The organism is Pseudomonas syringae (assembly GCF_021605415.1).
Lineage (GTDB): Bacteria > Pseudomonadota > Gammaproteobacteria > Pseudomonadales > Pseudomonadaceae > Aquipseudomonas > Aquipseudomonas syringae_S.
The window spans coordinates 63,495-87,198 of sequence record NZ_WKEQ01000025.1 but is presented as its reverse complement, the minus strand read 5'-3'; the positions used below and the strand labels follow the sequence as shown (position 1 = coordinate 87,198).

20 protein-coding genes and 1 pseudogene are annotated in these 23,704 nt (G+C 59.6%); 9 read left to right on the top strand and 12 right to left on the bottom strand.

Annotated features, from left to right (window positions below):
- Positions 1-213: pseudogene (locus GIW69_RS18010) on the top strand (hypothetical protein); the annotation flags it as partial.
- Positions 214-340: 127 nt separating this feature from the next.
- Here GIW69_RS18010 and GIW69_RS18005 read toward each other — a convergent pair.
- On the bottom strand, positions 341-1,240 hold the full coding sequence (locus GIW69_RS18005) for a LysR family transcriptional regulator (RefSeq protein WP_236484139.1): 900 nt from the start codon (positions 1,238-1,240) through the stop codon (positions 341-343).
- A gap of 147 nt (positions 1,241-1,387) precedes the next feature.
- On the opposite strand from GIW69_RS18005, the gene GIW69_RS18000 reads away from it, so the two are divergent.
- Together GIW69_RS18000 and GIW69_RS17995 are read left to right on the top strand one after the other, a co-directional pair.
- A complete protein-coding gene (locus GIW69_RS18000) occupies positions 1,388-2,407 on the top strand; it encodes an alpha/beta hydrolase (protein WP_236484138.1) in 1,020 nt (339 codons plus the stop codon).
- A 123-nt stretch (positions 2,408-2,530) separates the two neighbouring features.
- Positions 2,531-3,958, top strand: a complete 1,428-nt coding sequence (locus GIW69_RS17995) for a mechanosensitive ion channel family protein (RefSeq protein WP_236484137.1) — start codon at positions 2,531-2,533, stop codon at positions 3,956-3,958.
- 68 nt (positions 3,959-4,026) lie between these two features.
- Here the strand turns inward: GIW69_RS17995 and ycaC are convergent, their stop codons facing one another.
- The 5 genes from ycaC to GIW69_RS17970 form a co-directional block, all read right to left on the bottom strand.
- Positions 4,027-4,653 carry an isochorismate family cysteine hydrolase YcaC gene (ycaC, locus tag GIW69_RS17990; RefSeq protein WP_236484136.1) on the bottom strand — a complete coding sequence of 209 codons (627 nt, stop codon included), beginning with the start codon at positions 4,651-4,653 and terminating at the stop codon, positions 4,027-4,029.
- Between the two features lie 69 nt (positions 4,654-4,722).
- On the bottom strand, positions 4,723-6,561 hold the full coding sequence (locus tag GIW69_RS17985) for an amidohydrolase (RefSeq protein ID WP_236484135.1): 1,839 nt from the start codon (positions 6,559-6,561) through the stop codon (positions 4,723-4,725).
- Between the two features lie 45 nt (positions 6,562-6,606).
- Positions 6,607-7,236 carry an antibiotic biosynthesis monooxygenase gene (locus GIW69_RS17980; protein ID WP_236484134.1) on the bottom strand — a complete coding sequence of 210 codons (630 nt, stop codon included), beginning with the start codon at positions 7,234-7,236 and terminating at the stop codon, positions 6,607-6,609.
- The gene (locus GIW69_RS17975) at positions 7,229-7,645 is read right to left on the bottom strand and encodes a DoxX family protein (protein WP_236484133.1); all 417 of its coding nucleotides are present in this window, start codon (positions 7,643-7,645) and stop codon (positions 7,229-7,231) included. The genes GIW69_RS17980 and GIW69_RS17975 overlap by 8 nt, the downstream gene beginning before the upstream one ends.
- A 201-nt stretch (positions 7,646-7,846) precedes the next feature.
- Positions 7,847-8,764, bottom strand: a complete 918-nt coding sequence (locus GIW69_RS17970; protein ID WP_236484132.1) for a LysR family transcriptional regulator — start codon at positions 8,762-8,764, stop codon at positions 7,847-7,849.
- Between the two features lie 176 nt (positions 8,765-8,940).
- Here GIW69_RS17970 and GIW69_RS17965 point away from each other — a divergent pair, with 176 nt between their 5' ends.
- On the top strand, positions 8,941-9,363 hold the full coding sequence (locus GIW69_RS17965; RefSeq protein WP_236484131.1) for a helix-turn-helix domain-containing protein: 423 nt from the start codon (positions 8,941-8,943) through the stop codon (positions 9,361-9,363).
- Positions 9,364-9,431: 68 nt separating this feature from the next.
- Here GIW69_RS17965 and GIW69_RS17960 read toward each other — a convergent pair whose 3' ends face one another.
- Positions 9,432-9,995 (bottom strand): flavodoxin family protein, encoded by a 564-nt coding sequence (locus GIW69_RS17960; RefSeq protein ID WP_236484130.1) that lies wholly within the window; start codon positions 9,993-9,995, stop codon positions 9,432-9,434.
- A gap of 352 nt (positions 9,996-10,347) precedes the next feature.
- Here GIW69_RS17960 and GIW69_RS17955 point away from each other — a divergent pair, with 352 nt between their 5' ends.
- Positions 10,348-13,134: a winged helix-turn-helix domain-containing protein gene (locus GIW69_RS17955; RefSeq protein ID WP_236484129.1), complete on the top strand. Its 2,787-nt coding sequence runs from the start codon at positions 10,348-10,350 to the stop codon at positions 13,132-13,134.
- Here the strand turns inward: GIW69_RS17955 and GIW69_RS17950 are convergent.
- Together GIW69_RS17950 and GIW69_RS17945 are read right to left on the bottom strand one after the other, a co-directional pair.
- Complete coding sequence (locus GIW69_RS17950; RefSeq protein WP_236484128.1) at positions 13,096-14,550, bottom strand: winged helix-turn-helix domain-containing protein; 1,455 nt, start codon at positions 14,548-14,550, stop codon at positions 13,096-13,098. The two genes, GIW69_RS17955 and GIW69_RS17950, sit on opposite strands and share 39 nt — an antisense overlap.
- A gap of 169 nt (positions 14,551-14,719) precedes the next feature.
- Positions 14,720-15,670 carry a GlxA family transcriptional regulator gene (locus tag GIW69_RS17945; protein WP_236484127.1) on the bottom strand — a complete coding sequence of 317 codons (951 nt, stop codon included), beginning with the start codon at positions 15,668-15,670 and terminating at the stop codon, positions 14,720-14,722.
- 250 nt (positions 15,671-15,920) lie between these two features.
- Here GIW69_RS17945 and GIW69_RS17940 point away from each other — a divergent pair, with 250 nt between their 5' ends.
- Entirely contained in the window at positions 15,921-16,643 is a 723-nt protein-coding gene (locus GIW69_RS17940) for a pirin family protein (protein WP_236484126.1), read from the top strand.
- A 44-nt stretch (positions 16,644-16,687) separates the two neighbouring features.
- Here the strand turns inward: GIW69_RS17940 and GIW69_RS17935 are convergent, their stop codons facing one another.
- Positions 16,688-17,236 carry a hypothetical protein gene (locus GIW69_RS17935; protein ID WP_236484125.1) on the bottom strand — a complete coding sequence of 183 codons (549 nt, stop codon included), beginning with the start codon at positions 17,234-17,236 and terminating at the stop codon, positions 16,688-16,690.
- A gap of 187 nt (positions 17,237-17,423) precedes the next feature.
- A complete protein-coding gene (locus GIW69_RS17930) occupies positions 17,424-18,299 on the bottom strand; it encodes a LysR family transcriptional regulator (RefSeq protein ID WP_236484124.1) in 876 nt (291 codons plus the stop codon).
- Between the two features lie 108 nt (positions 18,300-18,407).
- On the opposite strand from GIW69_RS17930, the gene GIW69_RS17925 reads away from it, so the two are divergent.
- From GIW69_RS17925 to GIW69_RS17915, 3 genes are all read left to right on the top strand, one after another.
- A complete protein-coding gene (locus GIW69_RS17925) occupies positions 18,408-19,625 on the top strand; it encodes a YbfB/YjiJ family MFS transporter (protein ID WP_236484123.1) in 1,218 nt (405 codons plus the stop codon).
- A gap of 63 nt (positions 19,626-19,688) precedes the next feature.
- Positions 19,689-20,687, top strand: coding sequence for an NAD(P)H-quinone oxidoreductase (locus GIW69_RS17920; protein ID WP_236484122.1), 999 nt, complete (start codon positions 19,689-19,691; stop codon positions 20,685-20,687).
- 113 nt (positions 20,688-20,800) lie between these two features.
- Positions 20,801-21,745, top strand: coding sequence for an alpha/beta hydrolase (locus GIW69_RS17915; RefSeq protein WP_236484121.1), 945 nt, complete (start codon positions 20,801-20,803; stop codon positions 21,743-21,745).
- Here the strand turns inward: GIW69_RS17915 and GIW69_RS17910 are convergent.
- The gene (locus GIW69_RS17910) at positions 21,742-23,553 is read right to left on the bottom strand and encodes an ABC transporter ATP-binding protein (protein WP_236484120.1); all 1,812 of its coding nucleotides are present in this window, start codon (positions 23,551-23,553) and stop codon (positions 21,742-21,744) included. The genes GIW69_RS17915 and GIW69_RS17910 overlap by 4 nt on opposite strands.
- Between the last annotated feature and the right edge of the window lie 151 nt (positions 23,554-23,704).

Genomic DNA, 23,704 nt, shown 5'->3' with positions numbered 1-23,704 from the left:
AGCAGCGGCAGCGGCCATGGCGATAGCGGTGGTCACAGCAGCAGCGGCAACGGCGGCAGCAGCCACTCCGGCAGCACCGCCTCCTCGTCCGGGCGCAGCGGCACCCATGCCGAACCGGGTGACGATCATGGCGTGCATCGCGCGGGTGAGGTTGGTGATGATCGCGGCGTTCATGTCGGCGGTGAACCCGGCGATGACAAACGCACCAACTGAGGATTGCTGAAACACCGCAAATCCCTGTGGGAGCTGGCTTGCCAGCGATGGCGTCGGATCAGGCAAAGCAGCTTTGTCTGCCAAGACCTCATCGCTGGCAAGCCAGCTCCCACGGTTTTTTGTGTGACTACAACAGCCCGTTCGCCTCATCCAGCCGCTCACGCAAAAACTCGACCAGCACCTGCACCGGGCGCGACGCCTGACGGTGCTGCGGATAAACCGCCGACAATGTCAGCGGCTCAGGACGAAACTCATCCAGTACCGGAACTAGCCGGCCCTCCTTCAATGCCGCACCGACGATAAACGTCGGCAGATAAGTGATGCCCATGCCTTGCACCGCCGCATCCCTGAGCAATTCCCCGTTGTTGACCCGCATCCGCCCGGTGACATTCACCAGCAGCGGCTTGCCCTGCCCCGCGTCGAAACGCCATTGCACCGAACGACTGTGGCCATAAGGCAGGCAGTCGTGGCGGTGCAAGTCGTCAAGCTTCAGCGGTGTGCCGCGTTCAGCCAGATACGCAGGACTGGCGCAGTACACCCGTTCGATACGGGCAATGCGCCGGGCAATCAGCGTCGAGTCTTCCAGTGTGCCGATGCGCAGTGCCAAGTCGTACCCCTCGCCGAGCAGATCCACCGGCCGGTCGCTCAAGTCCACCTCCACCGTGACCTCACGATAGCGCTGCAAAAACAGCGGCAGCAGGCACCCCAAATGCGCCACCGCAAACGACAGCGGCGCACTGAGGCGAATCGTGCCGCGCGGTTCGGCAGTCTGCCCGGCGATGCCCTGCTCGACCTGTTCGACTTCACCCAACAGACGCAACGCCGACTCGTAATAGCTCTGACCCAGCGGCGTGACGTCCAGTCGCCTTGTCGAGCGATTGAGCAGTCGCACGCCGAGGCGCTCCTCCAGTTGCATCAACCGGCGGCTGACGAACTGCTTCGACAGGCCCAACTGATCCGCCGCTGAGGTGAAGCTGCCGGAGTCCATGACCTGGCAAAAAATACGCATGTCTTCGAACGGGTTCATTGTCACTCTCTGGTTGACAGTTAAACGCTTTATAGCCGCTTTTTCGCTTCACGGCACCCAATTAATCTGTGTCCACGGTTTGAGAACAACCCCTCACCTTCGGCAGCTCCTGCACAGAGCAAATTGAATTTAAAAAAGGAATTAACCATGACCATTAAGAAAACCCTCGCCGCTTCCCTTCTCGCCCTTTCCGTCAGCACGGTATTTGCCGCCGGCAGCCCGGGTGTCGAGCACAACACCCAGGCGTTTCTCGAAGCGCTCGCCGCCGGCGGTGGCCGGCCGCTGGAGCAAATGACCCCGAAAGATGCCCGTGCAGTGCTGACCGGCGCCCAGGCCTCGGTGAAGGTCGATCTGTCCGGTGTGGACGTCAGCGACAAGGCAATCAAGGTCGACGGCCAGACCATCAACTTGAAGGTGGTGCGTCCGGCCAAGGTCAAAGGCGAGTTGCCGGTGTTCATGTTCTTCCACGGTGGCGGCTGGGTGCTGGGCGACTTCCCGACTCACCAGCGTCTGATTCGCGATCTGGTGGTCGGCTCGGGCGCAGTGGCGGTCTATGTCGATTACACCCCGTCGCCGGAAGCGCATTACCCGACTGCGATCAACCAGGCTTACGCCGCCACAAAATGGGTGGCCGAGCATGGCAAGGACATCGGTGTCGACGGCAAGCGCCTGGCCGTGGCCGGCAACAGCGTCGGCGGCAACATGGCGGCAGTCGTGGCGTTGATGGCCAAGGAGCAGAAAACCCCGGCCCTGCGCTTCCAGCTGCTGATGTGGCCGGTGACCAATGCAGGCTTCGATAACGGTTCGTACACGCAATTTGCCGAGGGTCACTTCCTCACCAAAAACATGATGCAGTGGTTCTGGGACAGCTACACCACTAACCCGGCCGAGCGCGCGCAGATCCATGCGTCGCCACTCAATGCCAGCGCCGAGCAGCTCAAAGGCTTGCCCGCCGCGCTGGTGCAGACCGCCGAATTCGACGTGCTGCGAGACGAAGGCGAAGGTTATGCCCGTCATCTCGACGCGGCCGGTGTGCCGGTGACGGCGGTGCGTTACAACGGGATGATTCATGACTTTGGATTGCTGAATCCGCTGAATAACATTCCTGAAGTGCAAGCGGCCATGCGTCAGGCGGCGGCTGAATTGAAGACTCATCTGCAACCTTAACGGCAAAATGGTCCGAACGTGGCCCGAGCCTTCGGCAGCGCCTACAGGTAAATGCGTAGGCGCTGCCGCAGGCTCGGGCCGCGTTCGGACGATTTTTTCCAGACGCACCACGGAGCCAAAACCATGTCCCTGTTCTTCGCCCACCTGCTGTCCTGGAGCGCCGTGCTGCTGGTGCTCGACACCCTCCTCTGGCATTTCGCGCCCTGGCGCCATCGTGCCCCTCGGGTCGGTGTGCGGCTGGTGCTGTTTCTGGCGTTCAGTGCGCTGATCATCAATGCCGGCGTCAGCCCGTTGCAGGCGCCGTTGTTCCCCGATGACAGCGTCGCGCAATTTGGCGCCACAGCATTGGGCATTCTCTGGTGGTTGTACGCAGCGCGGGTGCTGACCGAAGTTATCGGCCTGATCCTGATGCGTCGCATTGGCCATAGCGGACGCCTGTTGCAAGACGTGATCGGCGCGCTGGTGTTTCTGGTCGCCATCGTCGCCGCTGCCGGGTATGTGCTGGAGTTGCCGGTCAAAGGATTGCTGGCAACGTCCGGCGTTGTAGCCATCGTTGTCGGTCTGGCGTTGCAAAGTACCTTGAGCGACGTGTTCTCCGGCATCGTGCTCAACACCACCAAGCCGTATCAGGTCGACGATTTCGTGATGATCGATGGCGTCGAAGGCAAGGTCATGGACATCAATTGGCGCGCCACTCACCTGCTGACCAGCGCCGGCACCATGGCCGTCGTGCCGAACTCGGTGGCGGCGAAGGCGAAGATCGTCAACCTCAGCCGTCCGACAAACATGCACGGCGTGTCGATCAGCATCAAGGTGCCGAACCACATTCGTCCGCGCCGGGTGCTGGATGCGCTGGATCGGACCCTGCAAGGCAGCAGCCGTCTGCTGTTGTCGCCCGCGCCGAAAGTCGTGTTGAAAGAGGCTGGCGAAACCATGTCCGAATACGTGGCCAGTGGTTTCATCGCCGAGCTGGGCAATAAAGGCGAAGTGCGCAATCACCTGTTCGACCTCGCCCACCGGCACCTTGAGGCCGCCGGCATTTCCCGCCATCAGGATCACGTCATCGAACCCTCGACCCGTGCCCGGGCGTTGCTGGACGAGGTGAAAATCTTCCGTTCGTTGAGTCATGAGGAACGTGATCGTCTTGCCGAATCAATGGTCGCGCAGCAGTACACGGCAGGCCAAGTGGTGCTGGGTCTGGATGAAGTGCCGGACAGTCTGTTCGTGATCGCCACTGGCGTGGTCAGCGCTACCGTGCCGGACGGCGACAACCAGATCGAAGCCGGCCGCATGGGCCCCAGCGAAGTCATGGGTGAGCAGAGCATTCTGGCGGACACACCGTCCCAGGCCACCTTCACTGCACTGACGTCCAGCATCATCTATCGCCTCGACAAAACCGTGACCCGCCAATGCATGGAACAACGCAGTGAAGTCACTCGGGCGCTGAACAAGCTGCAAGTGGTGCGCCAGCAAAACAGCCGGTCAGCGTTGATGGCCAACCCGGCACCCATCAAGAAAGGCGGTTTCCTGGGCTGGCTGCAAAAACGTTAAAAACAAAAAATCGCAGCCCCCCGCAGTCCCGTGTGGGGGCTGCCGAAGGCTGCGATCATTTGATCTTCTTACTGAGCCGTAAACTTGGTGTAGCTGTTGATCAGATTGCGATAGTTCGGCAGACGGTTCGACAGCAGATTCGCCAAACCTTCCATGTCGTTGCGCCAGTCAACTTGCAGCTCGCAAGCGACGGCAAACCAGTTCATCAAGTGTGCACCGGCCGCCGACATACGCGCCCAGGCTGCCTGTTGCACGGTGGTGTTGAACGTGCCCGACGAGTCAGTCACGACAAACACTTCAAAACCCTCGGCAAGCGCCGACAGGGTCGGGAACGCCACGCATACGTCAGTCACCACACCGGCGATGATCAGTTGCTTGCGACCCGTTGCCTTCACGGCTTTAACGAAATCTTCGTTGTCCCAGGCGTTGATCTGGCCAGGGCGAGCAATGAACGGCGCGTCCGGGAATTGCTCTTTCAGCTCAGGCACGATCGGGCCGTTCGGGCCGCTGTCGAAGCTGGTGGTGAGGATGGTCGGCAGGTTGAAGAACTTGGCGATGTCGCCCAGCGCCAGCACGTTGTTCTTGAATTCGTTCGGCGAGAAATCCTGAACCAGCGAGATCAGACCGGTCTGGTGATCGACTAGCAGTACAACGGCGTCGTCTTTGTTCAGGCGCGAGTAAGGAACGTTGCTCATGTGAATCTCCCAGTTGGATGGTTATTGCGTGAGGCGCCGACCACAGCGGCCGGCGCTTTTTGATTAATGTCAGAAGGCGAAGCAGGAACAGCCGAACGCGCCCCAGAAACCGGCGAAGTCGCTGACCGGCGCGTTCGACATCCGCGCCTTTTCATGGCTGTGCGTGTGCACGGCGCATGGGCCGCTGCACTGGTGCACCTGCGCCTGCAACGGCGAGTTCGGGCGCCAGTGGCCCGGGACTTTCACCACCGGCGACCAGTCCGGCAGCACCGGCACGCTGGCCGGGCCAAGATCCTGGAAGTCACCAGCCGCATAGACGACCTTGCCGCCGACCACGGTCAGCACCGACTCGATCCACTTGATCGCTTCTTCCTCGACGTGGAAGAAGTCCGCGCTCAGCGCTGCCAGATCCGCCAGTTGGCCGACCTTGATCTGACCTTTCTTGCCCTGCTCGGACGAGAACCAGGCACTGCCGTGGGTGAACAGTTCCAGCGCCGTGGTGCGCGGCAAACCTTCTTCGTACAACGCCAGACCACCGACGGTGCGGCCGCTGACCATCCAGTACAGCGAAGTCCACGGGTTGTAGCTGGACACCCGCGTGGCATCGGTGCCGGCGCCGACCGGTACACCTTCGGCGAGCATGCGTTTGATCGGCGGCGTGGCTTCAGCAGCTTTCGCGCCGTAACGGTCGACGAAATATTCGCCCTGGAACGCCATGCGATCCTGAATCGCGATACCGCCGCCCAGCGCCCTCACCCGCTCGATGTTTTGCGGGGTGATGGTTTCGGCATGGTCGAAGAACCACGGCAAGCCGTTGAACGGAATGTCGCGGTTAACCTTCTCGAACACATCGAGCATGCGACTGATCGATTCGTTGTAGGTGGCGTGCAAACGGAACGGCCAACGCTGCTCGACCAAGTGACGCACCACCGGCTCCAGTTCCTGCTCCATGGTTTGCGGCAAGTCCGGACGAGGTTCGAGGAAATCTTCGAAGTCGGCAGCGGAGAACACCAGCATCTCGCCGGCGCCGTTGTGGCGCAGGAAGTCATCGCCCTGGTGCAACTTGACGCTGCCGGTCCAGTTCTGGAAATCGGTCAGCTCTTCTTTCGGCTTCTGGGTGAACAAGTTGTAGGCGATGCGGATGGTCAGTTGCTCATCCTTGGCCAGTTGCTCGATGACTTGATAGTCGTCCGGGTAGTTCTGGAAACCGCCGCCGGCATCGATGGCGCTGGTCAGACCGAGGCGGTTGAGTTCGCGCATGAACTGACGGGTCGAGTTGACCTGATATTCCAGCGGCAGCTTCGGCCCTTTGGCGAGGGTCGAATACAGAATCATCGCGTTTGGCCGGGCAACCAGCATGCCGGTCGGATTGCCGTTGGCATCGCGAACAATCTCGCCACCCGGCGGGTTCGGCGTATCGCGGGTGTAGCCCGCCACGCGCAATGCGGCGCGGTTGAGCAAGGCGCGGTCGTACAAGTGCAGGATGAACACCGGAGTGTCCGGCGCGGCCTGGTTGATCTCTTCGAGGGTCGGCATGCGCTTTTCGGCGAACTGGAATTCGTTCCAGCCACCGACCACACGCACCCATTGCGGCGTTGGTGTGCGGTCGGCCTGATCCTTGAGCATGCGTAGGGCATCGGCCAGCGACGGCACGCCTTCCCAGCGCAATTCCAGGTTGTAGTTCAGACCGCCACGGATCAGGTGCAAGTGCGAGTCGTTGAGGCCGGGAATGACGCAGCGGCCCTTGAGGTCAACGACCTGAGTGCCGGCACCGCGCAGGGCCATCGCCTGGGTGTCGTTACCGACGACAACAAATTTGCCGTCCTTGATCGCCACGGCGCTGGCGAGAGGTTTTTCGCGGTCTACGGTATGAAATTGGCCATTGAAAAGAATCAGATCGGCGGTCATCACAGTTCCTTCGACTTAAGTGAAATGAAATACAACCCGTCTGCTTCAAACAGGCGGATTGGCGTTGGATTCGAGGTGTTCACGCGGTTGGCCGGGTTGCAGCCAAGGGGTGAACAGACGCGTAACCGGGGGCATGAAGATGTACACCACCGACAACACAATGGTCAGGGTGATAAGGAACGTGGCGACGAAGTAGTTGGAGAGCAATGGATGCAGGTTCAGCAGTGGCCCCCAGAGCATCGGCACGAACAAGGTGTGCGGCAGAATGACCAGCAAAGTGATCACCGCTTGCTTCCAGCGGGGTGGCGGTGGCGACGCGGCGTCGGTCTGGGGCGCAAACCAGAACTCGTTGGCCGGATTGATTTCGGTCTGGTCGCCATCGGCGAGCATCGGCGCGGCTTCGTCGATCAGTGCCTGGCGCTCCGGCGAGTCGAGCCAGCGCTGCATGGCCTCGGTGGAGCGAAAACGCAGAACGCAGGTGAACAGGTCGAGACCGCCGTTTTTGCTGCGCATCACGTCCACACCCAGATGCCCGTCCGTGCGCCCCGCCACGCCGACGATGTTGCGCAGCCAGGCTTCGTAAGGCACTTCGAAACCCGTCTTGACCCGGTGCTTGACGATCAGCGTGACGATTTCGTCTGACCCCGGCTTGGTTTGATAAAGGGCTTCAGGCATAACGCAACACTCCGGGCAAACGAACATTGAGCGCCAGCCGTCCGGGCCCGGCGATGAATACAGTGGTGAACAGGATCAACAGCAGCCAGCCGAACTGCCCTTCAGCCACACTCCATTGCGGGTGCACGACCAGCAACGCCACCAGCAGCACAAACAGAATAGGCAAGCACGCCAATCGCACCAGGACCCCGGCGACGATCAGTAGTGGGCAGAAGACTTCGGCGAAAATCGCCAGGATCAATGTGAGGTGGGCACCGAGGTGGAACGGGTCTTCAATGAGTTGCAACTGCGCGGTGAAATCCAGCAATTTGGGCAAGCCGTGCACGCCCAGCAGAAACAGGCCGGCGCTGACCCGTAAAAACAGCAAGCCCAGATCTTGCGCCTGCTTATCCCGTTGTCCCGCATTCATGGCTGCACCCTTGATCGATCATTGCAATCGATAGTGCCGGGCCGGGGTAAAGGAAAATTGAATGTACGTGCTCAATTTGTAAAAGCCCCGAATTCCCTGGTCTGATCCTTCCCACGCTCAGCGTGGGAATGCAGGCCGGGACGCTCCGCGTTCCTGCAACAATCACAAGATCGCAGCCTTCGGCAGCTCCACAGGGGTGGATCAGCGGATGTCGAGCTGTACGGACATGAACTGGCTGATCCGCGAACGCAACCATTTTTCCGCCGGGTCGTTATCGTGCACCCCGCTCCAGGCCATCGACAGTTGCGCCGCGTCGATGGGGAACGGTGGATCTTCGGCGCGCAGCGCGCAGCCATCCACCAACGCGCAGGCCGCGTAATCCGGCACGGTGGCGATCATTTCGGTGCCGGCGAGCAATGCGCGCAAGCCGCTGAATTGCGGCACGCCGAGCACCACGCGACGGGTGCGGCCGAGCTTGGCCAGGTCGAGGTCGATATTGCCGCTCAAGTCACCGGAGAACGACACCATGGCGTGCGGCCGTTCGCAGTATTCATCAAGGGTCAGCGGGCCGGGACGGTCGTCGCCGCGCAGAACCTTGCAAGGGATGTCGCGCAGTTTCTTGCGCTTGGCGTTCGCCGGCAAATCGGTGGTGTAGCTCACGCCCACGGAGATTTCCCCGGACGCCAACAGTGCCGGCATCAACAGGTAATTGGCACGACGCACCACCACGACAATCCCCGGTGCCTCTTCTTGCAACTGGCGCAACAGCGGCGGAAACAGGCCGAACTCGGCGTCGTCCGATAAGCCAATGCGAAACACGTCACAGCTGGTTGCCGGATCGAATTCCTTGGCGCGACTCACCGCGCCGGAAATCACGTCCATCGCCGGTTGCAGCTCTTCAAGAATCGCCAGTGCCCGGGCGGTGGGTTCCATGCTGCGACCGTTGCGCAGCAGCAGCGGATCGTCGAACAGATCGCGCAGTCGACCAAGCGCCGCACTGACCGCCGGTTGGCCCATGAACAATTTTTCGGCGACACGGGTGAGGTTCTTTTCGAACATCAGCGCTTCGAAAATCACCAGCAGGTTCATGTCGACGCGGCGCAGATCGTTACGGTTCATGGCGCGGGTTCCTTCTTGTGCAATCCGGGGGTGAGTGCTGCGCACTGTACCCGATGAGCGGCCGTTTGGTTCCCCCGTTAACAACGGAATTAACAACGTTTAACTCGTCAGCCATCGCAACCGTGTCCAACAATGATTGCTCTTCGCAAGATTGCTTTCAGACACGGACATTGGCCATGGCTCACTTACAGCAAACCGTCGCCCTCGCCCCTGCCAGCGAAACCCGCAAACCCGGCACCGGCGGCCTCAGCCCGCAACGGGAACGGCTGGTGAAACAACTGATCCTCGATCGCCTTGGCGACAGTCTTGAAGTCAGTGAACTGGCGAGCGCCTGTGCGCTGTCACGCAGCCATTTTTCCCGCGCGTTCAAATGCAGTACCGGATTGTCCCCGCAAGACTGGATCCGCACCCAGCGTCTCTCCCGTGCCAAGCTGCTGATCCGTCACACCGACCTGAGCCTGACACAAATAAGCCTGGAATGCGGCTTCTGCGACCAGGCGCACTTCTGCCACATGTTCACCCGCAGCGAAGGGATCAACCCGTTTGCCTGGCGCTGTCAGATCACCAAAGCGCAAATCCCGCACGCGATCGCCTGCTAGTCACTGATCGATCAACAGATCGCAGCCTGCGGCAGCCCCTGCAAGATCAAAGATGGCGGCGCCAGTGTCTATAAAAACCGGTCGGCCAGGCGCGCCACGCGTTCGCCCAGATGCGCGGCGGTGTGACGATCTTCCAGAGGTGGTGCGTGTTCAGGCGACTGTTCGACATTGGATTGCGACATCGCCCCGAGCGAGCTGCCGAGACGGTTCAATTGGCCGTCGAAAAGACCAGCCGCCGAACGTGCCGGCAGCAGATCCAGCCCTACCCAGATCATCGAATGCTGCGCCGCGAATACGGCCATTTGCACCAAGGTGTTGAGCTTGTCACCGCACAGGCTGCCGGAATTGGTGAATCCCGCCGCCAGCTTGTCGCGCCATGGACGACTTAGATAGAACGCCGCTGTGGCGTCCATGAATTGCTTGAACGACGCCGAGGCGCTGCCCATGTAAGTCGGCGCGCCGAAAATGATCGCGTCGGCGCTGTGCAAAATCTCCCAATGGGTGTCCACATCTTCCACGGCAATCAACCGGCAGGTACTGCCTGAATGCCGCTCGACGCCTCGGGCCACGGCTTCGGCCATGACCCGGGTGTGACCGTAGCCACTGTGATAGATCACCACGACATTGCTCATTTGCGGCGTACTCCGGCGCGGTTCTTTCCCTGGTGGCCGCGCGGCCAACGCCTGCGACTGAACTTCATGGTGCGCAGTCTTGGCCGTATGTCGGACGCAGGACGAGTTAAACGTTGTTAATTTTTCCCGTAGAAACACGCATCCGTGCCGATGACAGGCCCGAAACGCGTTACCTTGAAGGTCACGCAGGATCAAATTCGACACAATGTTTCAGGTTCGACACATTGCACTGATTCGCCAACCCGGCGAATATGCCGCAAGCCTTGCAGTAGACGCTCTGCATCCATTGGCACAGTCTTGCGCCTCCCCGTCGAACGGGGCTGGATCATCACAAAAACCCAGGAGCAAACGGTTGAGTCTTCCCCCCGACCAGGCCATCGGTTTCGGCCCTTATCGGATTTTTCCCGGACAACGCCTGTTGCTTGAGGGCGACCAGCCGCTGCGCCTCGGCCGGCGCGCCATGGACATTCTGTTAATCCTGCTGGATCACGCCGGCGAAATGGTCAGTAAGCAACAACTGATCGCCGGGGTCTGGCCGGACAGTGTCGTGGAAGACATCAATCTGCGCGTTCACATGGCGGCATTGCGCAAGGCATTAGGCGACGGTCAGGCCGGGCAGCGCTACATTGTGACGGTGGCCCAGCGTGGTTACAGTTTTGTCGCGCCGCTGGCCCTGGAATCCATCGACCGAAGTCCCACTGACAATCCGCCTGGCCGTCATAATCTGCCCCTGCGCCGCGCTCGCCTGATCGGTCGCCAGCCGCTGGTCGACCGCCTGATGGCACAGTTGCCGCGCCAGCGCTGTATCACCCTCGTCGGCCCTGGCGGTATCGGCAAGACGTCCGTGGCCTTGCGCGTCGCCGAACAATTGATTGGCCGCTACCGCGACGGCATTCGTTTTCTGGATCTGGCACCGATCAACGATCCCGCGATGATCTGTTCGCACCTGGCTTCCGTGCTCGGCCTGGCGCTGGACGAAGGCGAGCCGATGGCCTGTTTGATCAACGGCCTGCGCGAGCGACAAATACTGTTGGTCATCGACAACTGCGAGCACCTCATCGATGCCGTGGCCTTGCTCAGTGAAAACATACTGCGGGGCGCTCCGCAGGTGCATATCCTGGCCACTAGCCGTGAAGTGTTGCGCGCCGAGGGCGAATGCGTGCAGCGGCTGGAATCCCTGGATTGCCCGCCACCGATTGCCGTACTCGAACGCCACGAAGCGATGAATTTTTCGGCGCTGCAACTGTTTGTCGAGCGGGCCATGGCGGCCCTCGACAGTTTCGAGCTCAGCGAAGCCGAAATCCCCCTGGCAACTGAAATCTGTCGACGGCTGGACGGTATTCCTCTCGCGCTGGAATTGGCGGCGGCGCAAGTGGCCAACCTGGGCTTGAATGACCTGTTGACGCAATTGCAAGGCCGTTTGCCTGCGCTGTCAGTCGGCGCGCAAAGCAGTCTGCATCGCCACCAGACACTGCGTGCAGCGCTCGACTGGAGCTTCAACCTGCTGAGCCTTTGCGAGCAAACCTGCCTGCGTCGGCTGGGCATCTTCCGGGGCGGTTTTACCCTGGAATCTGCTGCCGCCGTGATCGTCGGCGAGCATATTGAACCTCGTGAATTGCTGGCAGCCATCACGCAACTGGTGGCCAAGTCGCTGCTCAATGTCGAGGTCGGTGACGAAGAGGTGTTCTATCGCCTGCTCGATACCACTCGACGCTACGCCCTGGAAAAGCTCGATCAGGCCCATGAACTCGCCGAGACCCGCGAACGTCATGCCCAGTGCTGCCTGGCGCTGATGCATCAGGCGCAGGAACAGTGGGAAATTACCGCGACTGATCAGTGGATCGAGCGTTATGCCCGCGGCCTCGAAGATCTGCGCACGGCATTGGACTGGGGCTTGAACGGGGCTGGATCTCGGCAACTGGGTATCAGCCTGACAGCCGCGTCCACGCCTTTATGGCAGGAAATGTCACTGCTCAAAGAGCACGGCGGCTACGTGCGCCAGGCACTGACCTTGCTCAATGACAGCAGTGAACCGTCGCCTCATTTGGCAATCACGTTGAACCTGGCCCTCGGCAGCGCCGGTTACCACACTCGGGGCGGTACTGCCGAAACCATCGATGCGTTCGTCAGCGCCCGCACGCTCGCCAAACAGCACGAGGATCGGGTCGGTCAGTTGCGAGCGGTGTCCGGGCATATGGCAGTCAACCTCAGCTGCGGGCATTACCAAATGGCCCTGGCGCAAAGCGAACAATTCGACCGGCTGGGCGATCATGGCGACCGATCCTTGGCTTTAAGCACCCGTCGATTGCGGGTACTCGCCCTGCATTACGCCGGCGATCAGAACCAGGCGCGGATCAACGCCGAGGAAGTCATTCAATTGATGGCGCAAAGCGGCCACCTCAATCGGTTCAGTCGCGGTTTCGGCGTGCAATACGACCAGAGCGTCGCCTCGCTGACCGTCCTGGCGCGCGTGTTGTGGATGCAGGGTCTGCCGGAACAGGCCTGGCGCACCGCGCGACAGGCGCTGGACATTGCCGTACAAATCAATCACGGCACCTCGATCTGTTACACCCTGGCCTTGGCCAGTTGCCTGATCGCTCATTACAACGGCGACCGGGAAAACGCCCGGGCCTTGCTCAAACTCTTGCTCGAGCAGGCACAAAGGCACTCGGTAATGCTGTTCTATACGTGGGCCCGGCAATATGCGCAGGTGATCGACGGCGATGCGGCCCCCCGAGTAGCGCGAGACCAGAGCGGCCTGGTCAGGGAAATCATGGTCACGCTCGATGCAAGCTTCGTCGACGATGAATTGTTCGAGCGGGCCACGAGCGGTGCGGCCGGATGGAGTACTGCGGAGATTTTGCGGGCACGGGCGCAAAACCTCTCGACCGACAATCCCAAGGAAGCGGAAAGCGTTTTACTGAAGGCTTTGACGATTGCGCAGGCGCAAGGTGCGCTGGCCTGGGAACTGCGCAGTGCAACCTCCCTCGCGCAGCTATGGCAGCGTGAAGGTCGCTGCCGTGAGGCGCTGGAACTGTTAACGCCTGTCTACCAGCGATTTACCGAAGGCTATGCAACGCCGGACTTGCGCAAAGTACGACTACTGATCGACACCCTGCGCGACGAATTGCGTATCTGACACTCGAAAATGACGATCCATCAAAGGCGCATCGAGGACGTCGAAACTGCACGACTCCTGGTGTTCCTGCACAAAATGTCGAGTGGTGGCAAGCAAGCGATACGTCCTCACGCCACCGCCCTGCTCCACTGTCAGCAATGACGTCGTCACCAGTCGCTCGATGAGTTCGTCCAATATTCGCGGCGGTACGCCGTTCATGAAGTTCATGGCCGCCTCCAGCGTGAAGGCCGCCTCGAACACCGACAGTCGTTGCAGCAAGGCTTGCTCGCTGTCACTCAAGCGCTGATAACTCCAGTTCAGCGCGGCTTTCAAGGATTGATGCCGAGGGACAGCGGTTCGACGGCCATGACTCAACAGTTGCAAGCCATTGCTGAGTTGTGCCCGAAGCCCCACCAGCGCAAATGCATCGACTTGCGCCGCTGCCAGCTCGATGGCCAGCGGTAAACCATCGAGGCCCTGACAAATATCGGCCACGACGGGCAGATCCTGCTCGCGCAAGACAAAATCATGTTGCCGGGCGCGGGCCCGGCTGACAAAAAGCTGCACCGCTGAATAAGCCATGGCCTCGTTGACATCACGCAGCATCGATACGTCAGGGATACACAGCGGCGCAAGGTGTTGAACGGTTTCCTGGCTCAGCCGTAAAGCTTCACGACTGGTGGCCAGGATCGATAAACGGGGAGCCATGTCGAGCAATCGCTCGATCAGCGTCCGGCAGGCTGTGCGAACATGCTCGCAACTGTCCAGCACCAGCAATGTGTGACGCGTGGCCAATGTGGCGAGATCGGTATCGAGGGTTTGCAGAACGTGATCGAGCAATGGCGTGGTGTCGTCGATTACGGACAGATCCACCCGCCACACGCCATCCTCAAAATGTTGCAACAACAATTCCGCTGCACGCAAAGCCACCGTGCTTTTACCCACGCCGGCCGGGCCCGACACCGTCATCAACCGGCATAACGGCAGTTGCCCCACCATAGCGCCAATCAGCGAGTCACGGCCGATCACCGGGGTCAACCGTGCAGGCAAATTGTGCTGCGGCGCTTGCAGGCTCTCGAAAACCGATGGCGCGACGCTGTCGCTGCGCACTGGAGCAACGAAGCAGTAGCCGCATTGCGGCACATTGACGATATATTGCTGGCCGTTCTCACCGTCACCCAGTGCTCGACGCAACGCCGCAATGTGTACCCGCAGATTGATTTCCTCAACCACCGAGCTCGGCCATACCCGTGCGATCAACTGTTCCTTGCTGACCACTCGACCGGCGCGCTCGACGAGCACCTGCAGAATATCCAGGGCACGCCCGCCCATGCGCAGCTGCCGATCCCCATCGAGGATAAGCCGTTGGCGCAAATGAAAGGCGTACGGGCCAAAGTGCAGCACTGCCGCCGGGGTCGAATCGTTAAGACTGGTCATTCCTGTTCATGTGCGGCCGCCACTGACAGCACCGATATTCCGGGCTTTCAATGGGCTCGCATCTCTCCTTGCCAAGCGTTATCGCTATCTTGGCAGTCCTGTGTGACGGAACAACCGCTAAGGAGGGTTGATCACGGCCATCCGGGTGCCCATAACGGACATATTGGCGCTAACTGAATTGCTCACGGTACTGTGCCGGGGTCAGGCCGAGTTTCTCGCCGAACAAAGTCCGCATATATCGCACGCTGCCAAAACCACTTTTATAGGCAACGGTTTTTAACGGCAGATCGCTGGTTTCCAGCAGGTTGCGCGCGCAGTCGATGCGCGCACTTTGTAGAAACTCCATGGGCGTCATGCTCACCTCACGCGCAAATACCCGGGCAAAATGCCGGGCGCTCATGTTCGCCAAGCCGGCCATGCGCTCCACGGTGAACGCCTCGTCGAGGTGCTCAAGCAAATAATTCTGCACGCGGGTGACCGAAGTTTCCTGTGGTGCGACCGCTGCCATCAACGGACTGAATTGGGCCTGCCCACCTTGGCGTTTCATCACCACCAGCAACACTTTGGCCACATCCTGAGCAACTTTCTTGCCGTGATCCCGTGCGACCACCGCCAATGCCAAATCGATGCCGGCCGTGACCCCGCCAGAGGTGATGAGATTACGATCCTCAGTGTAAATCCGGTCTGTCTCCACGTTTGCCTTCGGAAAACCCTTGCTCAACCGCTCGGTGTAATTCCAGTGAGTGGTGACCCGATAGCCGTCCAGCAAACCGGCATGGCCCAGCACGAATGCGCCGGTGCAAATCGACCCGTAACACCCGACACGTCCTATTGCGCCCTGCAGCCAGGCAAGCAGCGGCGGATGCCGTTCGTTGTAGGCTCCCGGGCCGCCCGGTACCAATAGCAGATCAAAATGTTCGCGGGAATCCTCGATGTGACGATCGGCATGCACCTGAACGCCATTGGAAGCACGCAATGACCCGGCCTCGGTACCCAAGGTCGTCAACTGATAGTGAACGTCCGGGTTCAAGTAACGATTGGCGACGGAGAACACCTCCATCGGCCCGGCCATGTCGAGCAGAAGAAAATCGGGATACAGCACCATTGCCACGGTTTTCATGGAATCAACATCGCTTCAGTCAAAAAAGTAAGTCCCTGGAGCAAGTACCGATTCACGGATATTTGCGTCCATCGGCCGACGCATTATGGCCAACTCCGGCGCACAAGCAGAAAAAAAACGTGACCGTCTACACAATACTGTCAACCATGGCGAGACAGTCTTTCAATTTTCACCTACTTATTGCTCCGACAGATAACTATTAACCTTCTCCTCACTCGGACGAATTCACGTCCTGAAAGGAGATTTCATCATGCTGACTCTTCGCAAAGCCTCGGATCGTGGCCTCGCCAATCATGGCTGGTTGAAGTCGTTCCACACCTTTTCCTTTGCCAGCTACCGCAACCCGCGTGAACAAGGTTTTTCCGACCTGCTTGTGATCAACGATGACCGCGTGGCTGCCGGCAAAGGCTTTGGCCAGCACCCGCATCGCGACATGGAAATTTTTTCCTATGTGCTCGAAGGTGCGCTGGAACATAAAGACACCTTGGGCACTGGCTCGGTGATCCGGCCCGGCGATGTGCAACTGATGAGCGCTGGAAGCGGTGTGGCCCATAGCGAATTCAACCATTCGGCAAAGGAGCCCGTGCACTTTCTGCAAATCTGGATCGTGCCTGACATCGCTGGGGCAAAACCGCGCTACCAACAGGAGCATTTCAGTTCGAAGCAAAAACGCGGGCGACTGCAATTGATCATCTCCCCGGACGGCTCCGACGGTTCACTAACCGTGCGTCAGGATGCACGGGTATTCGCCGGCCTGTTCAATGGCGACGAACGCGCGATCCTGAACCTGGCGGCTGATCGCTATGCTTACGTTCACGTTGCTCGCGGCAACATCGAACTCAACGGTGTCCGGTTGCAGGAAGGCGATGGCGTCCGGGTTCGCGATGAACAGGCGCTGACGTTGAGCAACGGCGTGGATGCCGAGGTGCTGGTGTTTGAGCTGCGTCCACAGGAATTGCCGCAGATGCCATGAGCGAGATGCGCTCGACGGTAATCAAGCCGCCGGGCGCCTCTGTTTCAGGGTGCTGGTGCCTGGAAAGAAAATGAGGCGTCGGTTGCCGGCGCAGTGCTGTCCTTTCCCGCCTGAACGGCCGACAAAGTCGTTTGCACCGCGACCAATATATTGGCTTGATTGGCGCAGTAAGCACCCACCAATATTGCCGACACGGCTAACAGCTGCACGCAGATACCGGCCCAATAGTGAGTATTGAGCTTCGCCGCTTTCAGGGCGGCTGCTTCTGCGCCTTCGGCTGCTTTGGTGACACGGTCGGCCATCAATTCATAACGCTTGTCACGCTCCTGCTGCGTCTTTTCTCTCTCAAGACAGGTCTTGTCACGTTCAGCCTGGGCCAAAAGAAAAGCGTCGATCTTTGCTGATGTGGCCTCGACACGGGCATCCATCCTCGCCTCGATGGTTTCGATCCTTGCGTTGAATTCTTCGCGAGTGATATTGCTCATCGAGTAAGCACCGTAGGTGGTTTGCGCCCTGTCATTTTGCTGCAATCGTTTGGAATCGTACGGTTCCCTATCGTGCGCATAGAGTGTCCTATCGTCCTTGAGTTTCAATTCGATACCTTTCCGGGTTGCCCACGTCCTTGATGAATGGCTTCGGTTCGAGCGTCCTGTCTTGCCGAAGACTTCCTGAACGATAAGGCCCGGCTCCCACTGTCACAAGCCGGCGGATTCCGGCACAGATGTAGGCAATGTCGCCAGACTTCGTAGCTTTGCAATTCAGCCGTTTCGCCGCTCGGAGCTATTCATTTTCCAGCGCAAATGCCTCGACGATCTGCTCGATGACTGCCCTGACCCTCGCTGTATGGCGTAAATCCGCATGGGTCACCAACCACACTTCATACGGTTGCGCTCGCGTTCGCTCGGGCCAGAGCCTGATCAAACCGTCCAGTTCGCCCATATACACCGGAATTTCTCCTACACCGATACCGGCAGCAATCGTACGTCGTACCAGCAGGCTGGAGCCGAGGGTTGCGACAATGCGCCCGCGAGTGATCGGTTCCGCCACAAGGGTCAGATCCTTGCTGCCCTGCAAATAGGGCTGATACACCACCAGATCATGGCCCTCAAACGCATCGCCCGGTGATGGCACACCGTTGGCCTCGACATACTCTTGCGATGCAAATAGCCCAACGGGCCAGCGGGCGATGCGTCGGGCAATGAGATCCGGGTTATCCGGCCGGGTATTGCGCACGGCGATGTCCGCTTCGCGCCTGGCCAGGCTGAGGATCTGTGTGGAGGCGTCCAGCTGCACGCGAACGTCCGGATGCCGGCGGTGTAGACGGGCAATGGCCGGAATCAGAAAGTCGATGGCAAGGGAGTCGGTGGTGGCGATCTTCACATTGCCGATCAGTCGATCGTCCAGGCCCTGAATCTGTCGCTCAAGCTCGAGTGCCGAATGCTCCATTTTTTCCACGGATCTGAGCGCTGCCTCCCCGACTGCCGTCAGGGCATATCCATCGGAGGTACGCAGAAACAAGGTGGCACTCAATGACTTTTCCAGCGCAGCGATGCGCCGCCCCACGGTGGCCTGATCCACCCGCAGAACCCGTGCGGCACCGCGCAGGCTCGATTCGCGGCAGACGGCCAGAAACACCCGTGCGTCATCCCAATTCATAAAACTCCATGATGCGTTAATGCATCGCTTTGCCGCAAAAACGCTGCGTATTTGCATCGACAATAGCCGATATGCTGGCCGCCATAAACCTTCCACAGGATCGCTCTCATGCGTACGTCGTCAAATCTGCCCGATTCAGGACGCAGCGCTGTCTGGCTGCCGATACTCGCGGGCCTCTGCGCCAGCCTGGTCAGCATTGGTCTGGCACGTTTCGCTTACACGCCGTTGATTCCGTCATTGATTCAAGCCAAATGGTTTTCCGCCAACGATGTTGTCTACCTTGGTGCCGCCAACCTGGTGGGTTATTTGATCGGCGCCCTGCTGGGCAGGCCGATGGCGCAGCGGCTGGGTAACAAAAACGCACTGCGGCTGATGATGCTTGCCGTGACCGCTGCATTTTTTGCCTGCGCTTTTCCGTTGTCCGTGAGCTGGTTTTTCGGCTGGCGACTGATGTCGGGAATCGCCGGTGGCGCAATCATGGTGCTGGTCGCCGCTACGGTGCTGCCTCACGTCCCGGCGGCGCGCAAGGGTCTGGCCAGCGGTGCGATTTTTCTCGGCATCGGGCTGGGAATCGCCGGGTCAGGGACAATCGTGCCACCGCTGCTGAGCCTGGGTTTGCAGGCCACCTGGCTCGGGCTGGGGGCCTTGTCAGTGGTGCTGACCGCGTTGAGTTGGTTCGGATGGCCTGCGGATCTGCCACAGCATGCGCACGCGGTTGACAACCAGGCACACGCCGACGCAAGCACGCCGATAGGTGTTTATCTGTTGTTCGCCCAGTACGCATTCATGGCCGCGGGTCTGGTGCCGGCCATGGTGTTTCTGGTCGACTACGTGGCACGCGGGCTCGGCGCAGGAGCGCACATTGGCGCGCTGGTGTGGATCATGTACGGCTTGGGAGCGATCGTCGGGCCGGTGAGTTATGGTTTTCTCGCCGATCATCTCGGGGCACGGACGAGCATTCGGTTGGTGCTGGCAGTGCAGGCCATTACGCTGGGGCTGCTCGCGGTGTCCCATTCGTTTTTGGCATTGGCGATGCTCGCGGTGATTCTCGGCTCGTTCCCGCCAGGCATCGTGCCGCTGGCATTGGCCCGTGTGCATGAACTGCTGCCGAATCATCATCGTCAGCAGGTGGCCTGGAGCCGCGCCACGGTGTCATTCGCCACGTTTCAGGCACTGTCGGGGTTTGCCTATTCGGCATTGTTCAATGCCAGTGGCGGCGATCATGGTTTGCTTTTCGTAATCGCCGGTTGCGCGATTGTGGTGGCGTTGTTGCTGGAACCGCTGGCGGCGCTGTTCAAGCGCCGCGACTCACTGAGCCACGCATGATCTTTTGATTTTTTGCGTCCCGGCGCGGTCGCAACTCTGACTACATCTGAACAGGAGCACTCTATGCACTTGCCTGACGAAATGACTCGTATCGAAATCACCCAGCCTGGTGGCCCCGACGTGCTGCAATCCAGACGCGTCCCGGTGCCGGTCGCGGAACAAGGCGAAGTCTTGATCCGTGTCCATGCCGCCGGCATCAACCGCCCGGATGCCCTGCAACGCGCCGGTAAATATCCGATGAAACCGGGCATGAACCCGATTCCCGGCCTTGAAATCGCCGGCGAAGTAGTAGCTGTCGGTAACGGTGTCGGTCAGTTTGCGGTAGGCGACAAAGTCTGCGCACTGACCAACGGCGGCGGTTATGCCGAATACTGCGCCGTCCCGGCCGGACAGACACTACCGATTCCCGATGGACTGGATTGGGTACAAGCGGCGGCTATTCCCGAAACCTTCTTCACCGTGTGGGCCAACCTGTTTGGTCTCGGCGCCGCCCAAAAAGGTCAGCGTGTGCTGATCCACGGCGGCACCAGCGGCATTGGTACCACAGCCCTGATGTTGTGCCAGGAGTTCGGCATCCAAGCGTTCGCCACTGCCGGCAGCGCCGATAAATGCGCCGTTGTCGGCGACCTGAACGCTGAACCGATCAACTATCGCGAACAAGACTTCGCAAAGGTCATCGGTGAGAAAACCGAAGGTAAAGGCGTCAATGTGATCCTCGATATCATGGGCGGCTCTTACCTGAACGCGAACATCAGCGCGCTGGCGATGGATGGCCGGCTGGTTATGTTGGGGTTTCTTGGCGGTGCCCATGCCAAGGACGTCGATCTGCAAGCCATTCTCAGCAAACGCGCGATCGTCACCGGCTCGCTGATGCGTGCTCGCACCGCCGATGAAAAAGCCGAGATCGCCGAACAGTTGCGTCAACACGTATGGCCGGCGCTGGCTGCCGGACGCTGTTTGCCGATGATCGACAAGGTCTTTGCGCTGACCGATGCGCATTTGGCGCATGCGTACATGGAGTCCGGCGATCACATCGGCAAGATTGTGTTGCAGGTGAGCTGAACCGTTGCAGCATCTTGTAAAGATTGGCTGATGACGCTGGTCATAAATGTCACGCGCCGGCGCGGGCATCTGTTAAAAAAGCAATCTTTGTCCGCGCACCGGTAACCCCCTAAATGTTCCACTCCTTCATGAACCGTCTTCGGCGCCGCCGCTTGGCGTTCGCCTGCATGGTCGCCTTGATTATCGGTGTACCGGCGAGTTGCGGCGTGTTGCAACATACCGAGCGTACGTTGCTGTTTCGGATCGAACCGGGCACGGCGAGCTGGTATCACGGCTTGCCTGGCAGTGTTCAGGAGCTTGATCTGCAACCGAAAAGTTTCAAGGCCGGGCAAAGCATTCACGCCTGGTGGTGGCCGGCGGAACGGGCCAACGCTCCGGCCATTCTTTATCTGCATGGCGTGCGCTGGAACCTCACCGGGCAGCTGTTCCGCATTGAGCAACTGCGCGCGGCCGGCTATTCGGTAATGGCGATCGATTATCGGGGCTTCGGCCAGAGTCTTGGCGATCTGCCGTCAGAACGCAGCGTCTACGAAGACGCGCGCGTCGCGTGGGAACGCTTCAAGCTGTTGCAACCAGATCCTGCAAAGCGCCTGATATATGGCCATTCGCTCGGCGGCGCCGTGGCGATTGATCTGGCCGCTGAATTGGGCCAGCGGGCAGCGCAAGATCACTCGCCGCTGCCGGTAAAAGGGTTAGTCATCGAATCCACCTTCACCACACTGGCCGACGTCGCCGCTGCCGTCGCCAATACTTCGCTGCCCGTACGCTGGCTGCTGTCGCAGAAGTTCGACTCCATCGACAAGATCGCTGACATCCACATGCCGTTGCTGGTTGTGCACGGACTCGCTGACGCGTTTGTGCCGCCACGCTTCAGCGAACAATTGTTCGCAGCGGCCCGCGAACCAAAACGCCTGCTGCTGGTGCCCGGTGCAACCCACAACAACAGCATGGCGTTGGGTGGACAGAATTACCGCAAAGCACTCGACGCTTTATTACACAGTAAACCCGTCAACCAGATCGCGGGCCCCACAAAAATCCCTCGCATACGAGACTCCTAGCGGTAACCTCTCGCCTGCAAATCAAAGAGATGCGCGTAACGGCCGTTTCTGGCGAGCAGCTGTTCATGATCGCCCTGCTCCAGAATGCGCCCGCGCTCAAGCACTACGATGTGATCAGCGTTGCGCACGCTTGAAAACCGATGGGAAATCAGCAGCGTCATCCGGCCTTCGGTGTGTTGACTGAAGTGCTCAAATACGGCTGCCTCCGCTGCAGGATCAAGCGCGGAGGTCGGTTCGTCGAGGATCAGAATATCGGCGTCGCGGCGCATGTAAGCCCGAGACAATGCGATCTTCTGCCATTGCCCGCCCGACAATTCCTGACCGCCGGCAAACCAGCGGCCCAATTGAGTGGCATAACCTTTATCCAGTCCTTCGATGAAGGGCGCCGCCATGCCTTCTTCCGCCGCGTCTTTCCAGCGCTGCTGATCATCGAACGCCAGCGTGTCGCCGACACCGATGTTTTCACCGACCGTGAACTGATAACGGATGTAATCCTGAAAAATCACACCGACACGGCGACGCAGTGCCCCCTCCTCCCAATCCTGCAAATCGCTGCCATCCAGAAGAATTCGCCCTTGATCAGGACGATAGAGTCGAGTGAGCAGCTTGATCAGCGTGGTCTTGCCCGACCCATTCTCTCCGACCAGCGCCATGCTGCGTCCCGGCACCAAATGCAGGTCGATGCCTTCAAGGGCCCAATGGCTGACGCCAGGATAGCGGAAGCCTACCTTTTCGAAGCGCAAACCGTCACCCGGATGAACGCCGACAGTGAGTTGCCCCGTGGCGACCAATTCCGGTTCGGCGAGGTACTCGTACAGATTCGAGAGATAGAGCCCGTCTTCATACAATCCGCTGATTGCGCTCAGGCTGCTGCTCACAGCGCTCTGGCCTTGCTTGAACAGCACTAGATACATGGTCATCTGTCCCAGGCTGATATTGCCATGCACCGCATCGATCACCACCCAGGCATAGGCCAGATAAAACGCGGCGGTGCCCAGCAATCCCAAGACAAAGCCCCAGCCATCGCGGCGCAACGTCAGCCGACGGTCTTCTGCGTACAATTTGGCGAAAGTGTCCCGATAGCGCTGCAACAACAGTGACGCAAAGCCAAACAGTTTCACTTCTTTGATGTACGCCTCGTGGGACAGTAATGTTTCGATGTAGCTCTGTTGCCGGCTCTCTGGCGCCCGCCGAGTGAACAGGCGAAAAGCGTCTCCGGAAAACCGGGCTTCTGCAAAAAAAACCGGCAATGCCCCCACCACCAGCAACACCAGCGCCCACGGCGAGAAATGCACCAGCAACACGCCGAAACTGATGAGCATGATCAGGTTTTGAATCAATCCCAGGGACTTCATCACCAAAGCCAATGGCCGGGTCGAAGCTTCCCGGCGAACCCTGACCAACTTGTCGTAAAACTCAGAGTTTTCGAACTGCATCAGTGAAAGGGTTTGGGCTTTTTCTAGAATCAGTGTGTTGACTCTCTGTCCCAACTGCACCCGCAACAGCGACTGCTGCACCGACAGCGCCCGCTGCGTGCCAGACAACAGCGCCAGCACTCCGGCCTCCAGCAACACAAAACGCAGCACCGGCCAAAGCGGTGCACTGCCTAGCTGCGCATGCGTCTGCATTGCAGTCACCACTGCATCGACAATGCGTTGCCCCAACCACGCGGCCAGCGCCGGCAGCACACCCGCTACAACTGTTGCGAGCACCAACCCCAGTAGCAATCCACGAGAAGTGCCCCAGACCAACAGCAAGGCGCGGCGGGACTGATCAAGCAGAGCGGTGAGGCGGGAAACTGTGGGCATAAATCTGCAACTCAATAGGTGATCTCGCCACTAGCGAAAGATACGAAACACGGTTCGACACGTGGGTCGATCGCTTCGTCTTCGGCTGGACGGATAATTGCGAAAGCGAGAAGTAACACAAGATTGGCAGCGAGCCAAAAAAAGCCCAGCG